Annotated in this window: 13 protein-coding genes; 7 read left to right on the top strand and 6 right to left on the bottom strand. The window is 64.6% G+C overall.

All coding sequences use genetic code 11. The features are described 5' to 3' along the window. The first annotated feature begins 308 nt into the window (after positions 1-308). Positions 309-446, top strand: a complete 138-nt coding sequence (locus F8237_RS36375; RefSeq protein WP_167527479.1) for a hypothetical protein — start codon at positions 309-311, stop codon at positions 444-446. Here the strand turns inward: F8237_RS36375 and F8237_RS18465 are convergent. Then, positions 429-869, bottom strand: a complete 441-nt coding sequence (locus tag F8237_RS18465) for a MerR family transcriptional regulator (RefSeq protein ID WP_012092599.1) — start codon at positions 867-869, stop codon at positions 429-431. The two genes, F8237_RS36375 and F8237_RS18465, sit on opposite strands and share 18 nt — an antisense overlap. 85 nt (positions 870-954) lie before the next feature. Here F8237_RS18465 and F8237_RS18460 point away from each other — a divergent pair, with 85 nt between their 5' ends. From F8237_RS18460 to merBA, 4 genes are read left to right on the top strand one after another with little or no spacing between them, the layout of a single operon-like run. Beyond that, entirely contained in the window at positions 955-1,380 is a 426-nt protein-coding gene (locus tag F8237_RS18460; protein WP_012092600.1) for a mercuric transporter MerT family protein, read from the top strand. 20 nt (positions 1,381-1,400) lie between these two features. Further along, on the top strand, positions 1,401-1,694 hold the full coding sequence (locus F8237_RS18455) for a heavy-metal-associated domain-containing protein (RefSeq protein ID WP_012092601.1): 294 nt from the start codon (positions 1,401-1,403) through the stop codon (positions 1,692-1,694). Then, on the top strand, positions 1,695-1,943 hold the full coding sequence (locus F8237_RS18450; RefSeq protein WP_012092602.1) for a hypothetical protein: 249 nt from the start codon (positions 1,695-1,697) through the stop codon (positions 1,941-1,943). Continuing rightward, positions 1,940-4,177, top strand: coding sequence for a bifunctional organomercurial lyase/mercury(II) reductase MerBA (gene merBA, locus F8237_RS18445; RefSeq protein ID WP_012092603.1), 2,238 nt, complete (start codon positions 1,940-1,942; stop codon positions 4,175-4,177). Before F8237_RS18450 ends, merBA begins: the two co-directional genes overlap by 4 nt. Positions 4,178-4,189: 12 nt before the next feature. On the opposite strand, the gene F8237_RS18440 is transcribed toward merBA, so the two are convergent. Genes F8237_RS18440 through F8237_RS18425 form a run of 4 tightly spaced genes read right to left on the bottom strand, consistent with a single transcriptional unit; the run spans position 4,190 to position 9,949 of the window. Further along, entirely contained in the window at positions 4,190-4,564 is a 375-nt protein-coding gene (locus F8237_RS18440; protein ID WP_012092604.1) for a hypothetical protein, read from the bottom strand. Next, positions 4,561-6,705: a hypothetical protein gene (locus tag F8237_RS18435; protein WP_066115909.1), complete on the bottom strand. Its 2,145-nt coding sequence runs from the start codon at positions 6,703-6,705 to the stop codon at positions 4,561-4,563. Before F8237_RS18435 ends, F8237_RS18440 begins: the two co-directional genes overlap by 4 nt. Further along, positions 6,702-8,510, bottom strand: a complete 1,809-nt coding sequence (locus tag F8237_RS18430; protein ID WP_012092606.1) for a hypothetical protein — start codon at positions 8,508-8,510, stop codon at positions 6,702-6,704. The genes F8237_RS18435 and F8237_RS18430 overlap by 4 nt, the downstream gene beginning before the upstream one ends. Continuing rightward, positions 8,510-9,949, bottom strand: a complete 1,440-nt coding sequence (locus F8237_RS18425; RefSeq protein ID WP_012092607.1) for a tyrosine-type recombinase/integrase — start codon at positions 9,947-9,949, stop codon at positions 8,510-8,512. The genes F8237_RS18430 and F8237_RS18425 overlap by 1 nt, the downstream gene beginning before the upstream one ends. 368 nt (positions 9,950-10,317) lie before the next feature. Between F8237_RS18425 and F8237_RS18420 the strand changes: the two genes are divergently transcribed. Together F8237_RS18420 and F8237_RS18415 are read left to right on the top strand one after the other, a co-directional pair. Then, on the top strand, positions 10,318-10,752 hold the full coding sequence (locus tag F8237_RS18420; RefSeq protein WP_137901421.1) for a hypothetical protein: 435 nt from the start codon (positions 10,318-10,320) through the stop codon (positions 10,750-10,752). A 570-nt stretch (positions 10,753-11,322) separates the two neighbouring features. Beyond that, a complete protein-coding gene (locus F8237_RS18415) occupies positions 11,323-11,649 on the top strand; it encodes a DUF736 domain-containing protein (protein WP_065997979.1) in 327 nt (108 codons plus the stop codon). A gap of 88 nt (positions 11,650-11,737) precedes the next feature. Here the strand turns inward: F8237_RS18415 and F8237_RS37375 are convergent, their stop codons facing one another. Next, the gene (locus F8237_RS37375; protein WP_338025186.1) at positions 11,738-12,232 is read right to left on the bottom strand and encodes a response regulator; all 495 of its coding nucleotides are present in this window, start codon (positions 12,230-12,232) and stop codon (positions 11,738-11,740) included.

Here is a 12,232-nt window from a genome sequence, read left to right as displayed (position 1 = left end):
GTCGAGAGGCAGGTGCCGGCCGAACAGCGATCCGCGAGGCTATGTCCTGACCAACCAATAAAGATCGAGGCGCGTCGTACTGGAGAATCCAGCCAAGCCTCCGGTCCAGACGTCGGACCAGCCCCCTTGTCCTTGCGCTGATCCTTGGTCCGGCCGAGGGCCTGACGCCATCAACCCGTAAAGGGTCGGCTATGCGCGCATGCCGCCGCTGCGGCTTCGCCTGCGCGGTGATTGCGGCCTTCGCCCGGACACATCGGGCGCCTGTCACGCGGGGGATGGTCCCCCGCCTCCAGACAGGAGCCGGAACGATGTCCCTCAACCAAGCGCACGCCTTCGCCTTCAGCCTCGCCACGACGCTGATGGTCACCATCGTGATCTTCCAGGCCGGTGACGGCAGCCTCGGCGTTTATCTGAACAGTCAAGCTGTCTCACTGGCATTTCGCTGAGCTCGCCGGCTCCCGGAACAGCGTCTCGATCAGCGGACATTCCCGCCGATTGCCTTCTGTGCATTGGGCCACCACGTCCTTCAGCACTCGCTCCATGCGTTTCAGGTCGGCGATCTTTTCACGCACGTCGTCGAGATGCGCGGCGGCAACGGCGCTTGCCTCGGCGCAGGGCTGGTCGCGCTCGTCGACGAGGCGCAGCAGTTCACGGACTTCATCGAGGGAGAAGCCGAGCTCGCGCGCCCGCAAGACGAAGCGAAGCCGTCGCTCGTGGGTGCTGTCGTAGCTGCGATAGCCGCTCGCCGTGCGCGGCGGCTCCGGCAGGAGGCCGACCTTCTCGTAATAGCGGACCGTCTCCAGATTGCACCCTGTGCGCTGTGCGAGTTCGGCGCGCTTGAGGCCTTTCACGCCAGCGTGATCGCGCATCCAAAAATACCCCTTGACCCTGTAGTTGCTACAGACCGCACATTAGCGCCTGGATAGGTTTTCGACAAGAAGAGCGAGGTCGAACATGAATGCATCCCGACACGGACCAGCAGACGTTGCACCGACTGCGGCAAACCTGACGACGCCAGAGCGAAGCGAGGCCGGGCGACAGCGCCTGGTCGCCGTCGGCGGCATACTCGGCGCCATCGCCGCCTCGTCCTGTTGCATCATTCCGCTCGTCCTGTTCAGCCTCGGCATCGGCGGCGCCTGGATCGGCAATCTGACGGCGCTTGCGCCCTACAAGCCACTGTTTGTCGCCGCAACGGCGGGCATGCTCGGCTACGGCTTCTACCTTGTCTACTGGAAGCCGCGACAGGCCTGTGCCGATGGGGCTGCCTGCACGCGCGCCGTCCCCAGCCGCCTCGTTCAGATCGCGCTCTGGTTCGCGACCGTACTCGTCGCCGCTGCTTTCGCCTTCGACTACGTCGCGCCGCTGCTGCTTTCCGCCTGACACCAAGAGGAGACTACCCCATGAGGAAGAGTTTGAGCGCTTTCACTTTGATCGCGTCGGTGATGACTGCGCCTGCCGCCTTCGCCGCCGAACGCACTGTGACGTTTGCCGTCGACAACATGACCTGCGCCTCGTGCCCCTACATCGTGAAGACCACGATGGCGGCAATCCCCGGTGTCGCGAAGGTGACCGTCTCCTTCGAGGCGAAGTCCGCGACCGTGACCTTCGACGACGCTAAGACGAGCACCGATGCCATCGCAGCCGCCAGCATGAATGCTGGTTATCCGGCCCACCCGACGCAGCAAGGCAGCTAGATGACTGATCGCGCCGTAATCCGCGCAGGTGCCGTTGGCGCCGTCCTCGCCGCGATCTGCTGCGCGGCGCCGCTCCTCGCCGTCGGCCTGTCTCTGGCGGGTCTTGGCACGTGGCTGACAGGTGTGGGTGCAGTGGTGCTTCCCCTGATCGTCGCGGGCTTCGGCTTCGGCGCGTGGGGGCCCCATCATCGCCGGGCAAGAGCCACGGCCTATGAGACGAAGATTCGCAAGGAAGGCGTGAAGCCATGAACGATTGCTGTGCAACCTCCTCCCGGGACAACCCGGCCGTTTCTCAGCCCGCGACACTGGCGAGCTTTGCCGTTCGACCGGGCGTAACGTTTCCGGATTGGTCGGCGGTCACGTCGCCTGTGGTCAAGAACGCTCTGCAGGCGATGGTCGGGTCCGACCACGTGCTCAATCGCTGGAGCGGTTACGATCCCGCCACCGACAGGGTGCGTGTTGCGTTGCTCCGACTCTACGCCGACCACGGGGGTGCCCCGACCATAAGCGCGCTTGCGGAGCGTACAAAACTCAGTGAGATGGTCATCCGGCCACTGCTCGACGAGCTCCGCCGGCGCGACCTCGTCGTTCTCGATGGCGAGCTGATCGTCGGCGCCTATCCGTTCAGCGATCATAACACCGGCCATCGGGTCACTCTGGACGGACGCACGCTGAATGCAATGTGCGCGGTCGACGCGCTGGGCATCGGTGCCATGACCGATCGCGACACCGCGATCGCCTCGCCCTGCGGCCATTGCGGCGCACTGATCCGGATCACCACGCAGGACCGAGGGCGGGCACTCGCCGACGTCGAGCCACAGTCGGCCGTCATGTGGCAGAGCGTCCGTTATGAAGGCGGCTGCGCCGCGAGCTCGCTCTGCGCGACGACCGCTTTTTTCTGCTCGGACGAGCATCTTTCCGCCTGGCGCGACGAACGTTCCACCGACGAGCCAGGTTTCCGGCTGTCGATCGAGGAAGGACTGGAAGCCGGCCGTGCTCTGTTCGGGCCGAGCCTCGCTGGTCTCGATGTGGCGTCGAAGAGCCTGGTGGTCGCCAACCGACCCTTGCGCACAAACGGTCGCAATGGAGGCGCTTACGATCTCGTCGTCATCGGCGCCGGCTCGGCCGGCTTCTCGGCCTCGATCACGGCCGCCGATCAGGGCGCACAGGTGGCGCTCATCGGCAGTGGCACCATCGGCGGCACCTGCGTCAATGTCGGCTGCGTGCCGTCGAAGACCCTGATCCGCGCGGCCGAGACGCTTCATAACGCTCGCGTGGCGGCACGTTTTGCCGGCATTACTGCTGAAGCCGAACTGACAGACTGGCGCGGAACCGTTCGTCAGAAGGACACGCTCGTGTCTGGGCTGCGCCAGGCCAAATACGCGGACCTGCTCCCCGCGTACAATGGTATCGCCTATCGCGACGGGCCGGCTCGCCTCCTCGACGGCGGTGTCGAAGTTGACGGCGCGCGTATTGCCGCTGGCAAGATCATTATCGCAACCGGCGCGCGGCCGGCAGTTCCTGCTATTCCTGGCCTCGAGACCGTACCGTATCTCACCAGTACGACGGCGCTCGACCTCGAGGAACTGCCGCGATCGCTGCTGGTGATCGGCGGCGGTTATATCGGCGCGGAGCTCGCCCAGATGTTCGCCCGTGCCGGCGTCAAGGTGACCCTCGTCTGCCGGTCCCGACTGCTCCCCGAGGCCGAGCCCGAGATCGGCGCGGCGCTCACGGGGTATTTCGAGGATGAAGGCATCACCGTTATCTCCGGCATCGCTTACCGCGCGATCCGCAAAACCGAGGGCCGAGCGTCACTGACCGTCACGCGTGACGGTCACGATGTCCAGATCGACGCCGATCAGGTGCTGATCACCACGGGCCGCACGCCCAACATCGAAGGCCTTGGGCTGGCCGAGCACGGGATCACCGTCTCGGCGAAGGGCGGCATCGTGGTCGACGACCGCATGCGCACGACCAAGGCTGGCGTCTATGCCGCCGGCGACGTCACCGGCCGCGACCAGTTCGTCTACATGGCCGCCTATGGCGCCAAGCTCGCCGCCAAGAACGCCCTCAATGGCGACAGCCTGCGCTACGATAACAGCGCCATGCCCGCTATCGTCTTCACCGATCCGCAGGTCGCAAGCGTAGGTCTCACCGAGGCGGCGGCGCGTGCGGCCGGGCATGAGATCCGCGTTTCGACGATCGGTCTCGATCAGGTGCCGCGCGCACTCGCCGCCCGCGACACTCGTGGGCTTATCAAGCTCGTGGCCGATGCTGCTGGCGGTCGTTTGCTCGGCGCCCACATCCTCGCGCCGGAAGGTGCCGACAGCATTCAGACCGCGGCTCTCGCGATCCGCCAGGGTCTCACCGTCGATGACCTCGCGGACACGATCTTTCCTTACCTCACCACGGTCGAGGGGCTGAAGCTCGCAGCACTTTCGTTCGGCAAGGACATCGCCAAACTCTCCTGCTGCGCCGGGTGAGCACAATCGGCGTCAAGGGCGTTTCCTGCCGATGATCGGTATGACGTCGGCGGTGCGGTTATCGCGCCGCCGTTCCATAAGCTGGCACAGCGCGCGGACTTGACGATGCTGGGCGAGCACGGTTTCGACGGCGCGCCGCTCCTGTTCGGCCCGGGCCGTCCCCGCCGGCCGATCCGTCGCGTTGCGCCGGGCTCTCGACTCGGCAACTGCATGGCGGAAGGCTTCCAGCACCTCGGAAGCGCGGTTCGCGGTCGCGCGACTGACACCTGCCTCGATGGCCAGATTCACAACCGTCAGCCTGCCATCAGCCACGCGGGGGCACCCATAAAGGAGGCGCGCCATCGCCTCACGAAGCGCCTGTTCCGTGGCTGCACTGACCGGCTTCATGATGTGCGTTCCTTCAACGGCGCGATGAGCCTGCGTTTTCTGTCGTTGTCCAGGCGCAGCGCTTCGCGTTGCAGCGGGGAGAGACGCTTGTCGGCGAGAAGATCCTCCGCCTGTGCAATGGAGGCTTCCCATGGCGGGAGATGTCGCTCGACGAGGCAGGCGTTGGGACATCGGTCGGGCGCGCATCGCGACAGGACCGGCACCGAGGCTGAAGGTTTCTCAGACTCCCGCAGGCAGAGCGCCGTCAATGGGTCGAAGAAGCAGTCGTTCAGATATCCGACATGCAGCGTGCGCGCCAGATGCGCCAGCATCGCCTTCAGGCGCTTGCGATCGGCCAGTTGCCCCGGAAGCGGGCCGAGTTCGCGGCCGACCCGCTCCAGTTCCACGCCGACGCGCTTACCGGCGGGTCCGCCTGGACCGTGACCGCGTCGATGGTTTTCGAAGTAGTCGATGATGTCGTCGAGTTGTCCGAGCGCCAGTTCCTGTTCGACCTCCTGCCTGAAGCCGGATGCGGACGAGCCGGCATAGCCGTTGAACATGGCCACGGAGGCGTGCTTGTACTGGATTTTGCCGGCGACAACCCCGAAGGGCCGGTTCGCGATGTACCAGGCCAGCGTTCGCCTGAACTGACGGGTGTTGAAGCGCCAGACGTCTTCTCCCACTCGGGGGATCACAGGACTATCGTCCGCGCCATATCGCTCATCGAGATGTTCTCGGAATTGGTTGATCTTCTTGGCGATGAGTATCGGCGTCTCGGCATTGTTCGTCTCGCGGTCGTCAAGGGCAAGCCATAGCCGCTCTGTCCCCGCATTCCGGCGGAATCGTTCCGAAAGACGCTCGGCAACCCCGATCGCCTGGACGGCGGCCTCGATGGTGATCCATTCGACCTGTTCGCCGCGAGCGCCGCGATCCTTCCAGGTCACGCCCTCAATCGCCAGCCTTTCTGTTCGCCCGTCCCGGTCGAGATTCCGTTTCAGGCAGCCGGATCGCAGCGACTGCACCTCACCGTCGCGCATGCCCGTCAGATAGCAACACACGATATAGGCGGCCGTCTGCAGGTGCCGTTCTTCCCGCGCCAGGCTGATGGCATCGAAGCGCTCCCGCCACGGTCGCCCCGTGTCGGGATCCGGGGAGATCGGCGTGTCCATCCCGCCCACCTCGAACCCAAGCTCGTCGACAGCATCATGAACCATCGACAACAGGGCCGGATCTTTGTGGACGGTGGTGAGATGCAGCCCGCATTGCATCGTCAGGAGCTTCAGATTGATGACCTCGCCATCAAACCTGCCGCCCCGCGACAATCTGCCGGTCAGCCCCCCGATCGAAAGAGGTCTTTCCCAGACAGGAATGCCTCTTCCTTCCTCGCGACGCTTGTCGATCCAGGAGGCCAGCATTACCGCGGGCCGCGTGTGGCGGGCGCGCGAGCGTGCTGCGAACCGGCTGTTCAGTGCATCGGCTTCAGCCCGGGCAGTGAAGATGTCGTCGCAGAGGTGCTCGACATATTTCAAGGCCCATCGCAGCATTGCGCCGATGACCGGCTCCGGGATGCGCGCGGTCCGGTTTTCCGAACAGCGCGTTCCCTGGCCGGTTGCCCGATAGACCGGTCGGCCGCGCCACGGGGTGAAGGTGATGCCACCGCACGTCAGATAGGGCGCCAGGCGATGAAGCTGGACGATGGGCCTGAGGCACACACCCACGCGCCCCGGCGTGATCGGCCGCGCCCGGTGATGGGTCGCGTATGCATCGATCAAATCCTGATCGACGTTTGCCAGATCGAGCTTGCCGATCCGCGAGCGCACGAAGTCCAGGAACCGGCGCAGCGTCGCAAGCGCAGTATGGCCGGAGACTGGCCGCAACCGCGGCTCACCGTCGGCGCGCCGTTCATTCATCCAGGCATAGATGTATTCCTTCGCAAGCAACCGCTCTGCCGCGCAGGGGATCACGCCGAAGTCGACCGTTCGAAAGGCCTTTCTGGCCATGTTGAACATCGCCGGCGCCATATCCCAGACATCATCGCCGAACCGCGAGAGCGCCGCTCGGTCGGTACCATCCCTGAGAGGCATCGAAGCCAAAACGATGTCGTCATCGACCCTGAGGCGTGAGACGGCACGCTCATCGTTCAAAGGAGAGGTAGTGGTCATGAGCCGTAAGCCTCCGGCGGAAGATAGAGCAACCGCGCCGAGGATTCTGCCGCCTCAACCCGTGCGCCTCCGACGACGGAGGACGGGAACATCGGCAGAATTTGCTCCGTGATCCTGCGGTATGGCCGATCGAATTTCTCGTTCCAGTCGCCAGAAGGCAACGCCTCCCGCAGCTCGTCCATGAACGCCTGGAACGCGATCAGCGCCGGTAGTTTCCGTGCGGTAATGACCGCGTTGGAGCATTCCAGGCACCCCCAGAACGGCGTCGGACAGGCTTCGCCTTCCCGACCGAAAGGGCTGACGCGGAAGTTGCTGCACGCCGCCAGCCAAAGATCCTGCTCTCCGTCCAGGAGCGGGCCGATCTTTTCCGACGGCACCGGCAGCCCGGTCGCGTCGGCTGAGGTTCGCAGCCGGGCTTCATCCGCGGGCACAACGATCCAAGGTCGCAGAGCCGGCGCCATCGCGTCGGTCAGTGCCTCGACTATCGTCTGCTCATGCAGATGCCGAAGGGCGGGGATGTCGGCATAATGGTTGGCCGCCACCGCTACCGTGTGGCCGACGGCAAAGTTCTCCAACTGCCCTCCGGTCCGCTTATACCAGTCAGCCTTCTGGGTCTTGCGCAGCCTGGAGAGATTGAGCGCCAGCGATTTTCCGGCGTCATCGACGATTCCGTACTTCTCGACAAACGCGGCCACGCAGGTCCCCAGCTTTTTCGGCGACGACAGGCGCCCCGGCTTCCAGGTGATCCAGAGCTTGCTCGATCCAGTGTGCTGCCGAGCCTTTTCCGTCAGCTTGATCGCCAGCCGCAGGACGGCTCCGGGCGTCTCCCGTCCGCCATCGCGGACACGCAAGCGCTTCCACTGGGCATGATGCGCGCGCCGCTTTCGATACTCGATCTCGACATAACCCCGGTTGGGATTGCGCAAGCAGTCAGCCTCAAGCCCACGCAGCGCTTCGATCTCCATGCCGGTCGTCAAGGACAGCCAGACGAGGAAGCCGACGACATCGTACCGGGTCAGATGGAAGCCGGCATGCAGTTCCTCGACCGGAGGCGGCTCGAGCCCGCATCTATGAGCGTGGTAGCGCAGATTGTCGAACAGCGCGCCTTCCCCGGCGACTACTCCCGCCGTCACAATCTGTTCGACCACTAGGTCATAGCGACGGCGCAATTCTGGATCACGGCCTACATCCAGAAGTGGGGGAGGCAGAGCCTCGCCCGTCGCTATCCGGTCGCGAGCCTCGATGATCTGGCGCATCGCTGCCTGCAGCAACGTCGAGGCAATCCTCCCACTGTAGGCATCGCGCGGCTTTGAGACGCCGTGCTCGCCGTGACCGATGTATTTCAGGCGCAACAGTGTTTCGGGCGGAAGCCTTTCAGGATTGAGCTCGGCGGCGACGCGCAGCACCCCGATCAGAGCACCGAGCACATTGCGCTGATTGGGTCGCTCGCCGCCGTTCTGCTCCAGCCAGTCCTCATAGGCATTGATTACCGCCGGAGTTAAGTCGTCGAGACGACGAGGTTTTACCGACGCCCCTTCCAGGAACAGCCAGAACCGCCGCAGACGGCGGATAAAGGTGCCTGCGGTTTTCCAGAGTGGTGCCGGCCCCATCCGGTGGAGATACTCCTGCAGGAATGGCGCAACCTCATGGGTCAGCGCCGTCAGCGGCCAGGAAGACAGATTGACGTCGATCCTCCCGGCATCTTCCGTCCGAAGGACGAAGACGAGCGGATTTTGCGGATTTTCCTCTTGAGTGTCGAACAATTCGATTCCAACTGGGAAGGTGGCACGACGACCGCGTTTCATCACAGGGGTCCACCAGCATTAACGCGCAGTTCCCAGGCCTCGACCGCAGCGTCGATCATTTCCTGGCTTTCTTCCATGCAATCCAGGTAGATGTGAGTGCTTTCGATGCGGCTATGGCCCAGCAAACGCTGCAACTTCAGAAGAGGATCGCCAATCAAGCGGCGGTACGCCGCGCCGATATGGGATCGGCGTTCGTCGAGTACCCATCCGATCTGTTCACGCACGAGCAGCGACAGCATATGAACCGCAAAGGTGTGGCGCATCATGTGCGGAGTGACGTCGAGGTCGATCCCGAACCGCCTGCACCGTACGCTTGCCCTCCGGAAGACCACCTCCCAAGCGGCCGGGGGCATGGGCCGCGCCCCTTCCGCCAGCCAAAGACACAATGGTTCGGATGTTTCCGCCCATACCAAGCGGCTGCGTTCGCGCGGCGCCAGCACGTCGACACTGGCTCGAACTGTGTCCTTTTCCAGAAGGAGCCTTCCCCGATCGTGGCTGACGACACGGATCGGATGTTCGATTGACCTATTGCGCGGTTGCGAAAGGCGCATGAGGACATTGGTCCGTTCCAACGCCGCGTATTCATGCAGACGCTTCAGCACGCGCTCGGGCAAGCGGATCTCGCGCCCCTTGCTACCCTTGGCAATGGCCGGCGCCAGTCGGAAAGATCGGCTCCTCAATGCACCGACCGGCTCCGTCCTCGGGAACTCGATCCAGAGCAGACTTGCCGCTTCCTGGAGCCGCAGGCCCGTCGTGACGAGCAATTCGGCGAACAACGCATTGCGCTCGCTGTTGCGGCCCTGCCAGGTGGGATCCTCGCTCCCGTCTGGAAGACGACCACGCAAGCCGATCTCGCGAAACAGGAGATACCGATCCAGGGAAAGGAACCGGATATCGCGTGTCCGTGCGCCGCGCTCGGTGGCAACATTGGCAGCGACCGCTATGGCCCCGCCGCCGTTCGTCCGTCGCCATGATTGCCGATAGGTGAAAGGCGATTTGGCGATCATTCCCTCTTCAAGAGCCCATCGGTAAAGCTTGTCGAGCGCTGCTACCGACCGGTTCCAGCTCGCGGCCGAGATGCGCGCCGGAGGAAGCGCCAGACGTCGCGCCGCATGGAAGGCTGCGACATCGTGCCGATCAGCCGCCCAGAGGGCTCTGTTGTCTCGGCGCTCGGCAAGAAAGCGCATCCAGATCAGGATATCCCAACCATAGGCGCGCAAGCTGTTGGGCGAACGAACCCCCAACGTGGGGCAAGCTCGAAAGAACCGGTTCAGGTCGTGATCGTAGCTGTCGTCATCGCCAAGAATGAACGGCATGCCGTCCACGAGGTTCAGCTTCTCGGCGGCTGCGACTTCATCCACCGACAGCCTGTGGACGACGCCATCAACCGTAACAGACTGCCGCAGCGTCGAAAGATCCGTGAAGAAGAGCTGGGGCATCCTGTTCTCCTCGGCCGCGATTTTCCCGCCGGGACGGGCTCGAGCCCGTCCCGGCGGGAAAATCGCATCGCCTCACCTCAAGCGAAGGGGAATGTCGTCAACGTTGATCGTGTGCTGCGAACGTCACAGCGGTAAGACAGAACACAGAGTCAGGATAACTCCGTCGTTCCCGCCAACGAATATGACGGCGACGCCGCGGCTATCGTCCACGAAGTAGATCCCTTCGCGCTCTAAGCACGATCGGCTCCGCGGAGCGAAGATCCTGCCGGATTTCCGCTCCCGCGCTTGCTCTCTTTCGGCTATATTTCGATCTGCGCCGTGGCGGTGGTGGAAGGCGCGACCCGCAGGCTATTGCATGGAGCACCACCATGGTTATCGGCATCCTCCTCAGCATCGCAACCATCGGCATCTTGTGCTGGCTGCTCTTCACCCTCGCCATCTACGCGCTGCCCCTGTTTGCCGGCGTCGTCGCCGGCAGCTGGGCCTATGAGATGGGCGCAGGCTGGCCCGGCGGCATCCTGGTCGGCCTCATAACCGCCGGGCTGACGCTCGGGCTCGGCCAATTCCTCTTCACCATCACCCGCCCGGCTTGGCTGCGGCTGGCCGTCGGGCTGGTCTTTGCAGCGCCTGCGGCGCTGGCCGGCTATCACGCCGTCCACGGGATCGTGAAACACGCGGTGCCCTCGGAGACTTGGCAGATGCTGTTCTCCGCAATCGGAGCCGTCGCCGTCGGCGTGACGGCCTGGGTCCGGATCGCTGCCGCAGCTCCCGCCCAGTCGGGCGAGAGGCTCGCGGGGGCGTAATACCCATCTGAGGGATGCAGCGGCGGGACCAGACCCTGGTTCAGCGCACCTCCTCGACCAGAGGACGGTCGGGGAGCGGGTGGCTCGAAGCGTCCAGTCCAGCCGAGAGCCGCGCCGTTCGAGGGCTTGCGACGGGGTCGGCGCGGACGCACGCATTGATGAAGACGCGAGCAGCAGCGTCCCCGCCCAGAAGCGGGCTTCGGGGACCGCGCGAGCGTCGTACGCACGCCAAGTTGATGACGATCGCCATCTGTCCGGAGCCGGGCTTTGCGGGCGGCGACAGATCGCTAGGTCTCCGTTGACCCATTGCCTGTTGCGAGCGCACCGACACGGCCTCTTCGATGGGTGTATCTGGCCGAAGGACGGCTTCGCCTCAATCGCCTAAGGCGCAACAGCGCCGTCAAGACTTTCTTCCCCTGCCGGCTGCGCCGTCATTCCTCGCGCACCAAGAAAGTCCCTCCTTTGCTGTCTGAAGCCCTGCGGGTGCGCCGTCGATTGCCTCCGGCCGGGCGATCACCATCGAGGCCGCAATGGTGCGGGCTCGACAGGCAAATCCAAAGGAGACTTCCCATGGCGACCATCGGCACCTTCAAGAAGACCGGCTCGAACGAGTACACCGGCGAAATCGTCACCCTCAGCGTCCAGACCAAGAACGTCCGCATCGTCCCCGAAGCCCGCGCCAGCGGCGAGAACGCCCCCAGCCACCGGGTCTTCGTCGGCCGCGCCGAGATCGGCGCCGCCTGGTCGAAGCGCTCCAACGAGGGCCGCGACTATCTCGGTCTCAAGCTGGACGATCCGAGCTTCACCGCTCCGATCTACGCCAACCTCTTCGACGACGAGGAAGGCGAAGGCTTCAGCCTCATCTGGTCCCGCCCCAGCCGCCGCAACGGCGACTGAGGCCCCAGCGAATGCCCCGCCCGGCAAAACCGGGCGGGGCGATCTTTCAGCTCTCCGGCACCTTTGGCTTTGCCGTACGGCCATCGATTCAGCTGGAAGGGAGATGCGCTCCAAAGGCAGCCGCGAGTGCCGCCTCCAGCTCGTCGAGCCGATAGGGCTTCCGCAACAATCTCAGGCCCTCTGCGTCGCCATCCCGCTGGCCGTCGCTAAACCCGCTCGTGAGCACGACGGGCAGGCCCGGACGGCGGCGCGCGAGTTCGCGGGCGAGTTCAATGCCGCTCATGCCGCCCGGCATCACCACGTCGGAGAACACCAGATCGGCGGCGTGGCCGTTCTCCAGTTGCGCGAGCGCGGACGGCGCGCTCTCCGCCCGGCGAACCGTGAAGCCGAGCCCCTCCAGCATCTGGCCGGCCAGCTCCGCGACCTCGTCATTGTCTTCAACTAGGAGAATCCGGCGCTCGCCCTTCGGGCCTGGTACCTGTATTGCGGGTGCACTCGCCTCGACAGCCGCCGCGAGCGGAAGGCTGCTGGCGCGCGGCAGGTGTAGGATGATCCTCGTCCCCTCCCAGAGACGGCTCCGCAC

The organism is Bradyrhizobium betae, assembly GCF_008932115.1.
Classification (GTDB): Bacteria; Pseudomonadota; Alphaproteobacteria; order Rhizobiales; family Xanthobacteraceae; genus Bradyrhizobium; species Bradyrhizobium betae.
The sequence above is the reverse complement of the archived record's forward strand: the minus strand, read 5'-3'. Positions and strand labels throughout refer to the sequence as shown.

Bases quoted from the DNA above. Each gene is read 5' to 3' on its own strand.
- F8237_RS18425 (WP_012092607.1), bottom strand. From the start codon at position 9,949: ATGCCCCAGCTCTTCTTCACGGATCTTTCGACGCTGCGGCAGTCTGTT.
- F8237_RS18465 (WP_012092599.1), bottom strand. From the start codon at position 869: ATGCGCGATCACGCTGGCGTGAAAGGCCTCAAGCGCGCCGAACTCGCA.
- F8237_RS18440 (WP_012092604.1), bottom strand. From the start codon at position 4,564: ATGAAGCCGGTCAGTGCAGCCACGGAACAGGCGCTTCGTGAGGCGATG.
- F8237_RS18430 (WP_012092606.1), bottom strand. From the start codon at position 8,510: ATGAAACGCGGTCGTCGTGCCACCTTCCCAGTTGGAATCGAATTGTTC.
- merBA (WP_012092603.1), top strand. From the start codon at position 1,940: ATGAACGATTGCTGTGCAACCTCCTCCCGGGACAACCCGGCCGTTTCT.
- F8237_RS18450 (WP_012092602.1), top strand. From the start codon at position 1,695: ATGACTGATCGCGCCGTAATCCGCGCAGGTGCCGTTGGCGCCGTCCTC.
- F8237_RS18415 (WP_065997979.1), top strand. From the start codon at position 11,323: ATGGCGACCATCGGCACCTTCAAGAAGACCGGCTCGAACGAGTACACC.
- F8237_RS18455 (WP_012092601.1), top strand. From the start codon at position 1,401: ATGAGGAAGAGTTTGAGCGCTTTCACTTTGATCGCGTCGGTGATGACT.
- F8237_RS18420 (WP_137901421.1), top strand. From the start codon at position 10,318: ATGGTTATCGGCATCCTCCTCAGCATCGCAACCATCGGCATCTTGTGC.
- F8237_RS36375 (WP_167527479.1), top strand. From the start codon at position 309: ATGTCCCTCAACCAAGCGCACGCCTTCGCCTTCAGCCTCGCCACGACG.
- F8237_RS18435 (WP_066115909.1), bottom strand. From the start codon at position 6,705: ATGACCACTACCTCTCCTTTGAACGATGAGCGTGCCGTCTCACGCCTC.
- F8237_RS18460 (WP_012092600.1), top strand. From the start codon at position 955: ATGAATGCATCCCGACACGGACCAGCAGACGTTGCACCGACTGCGGCA.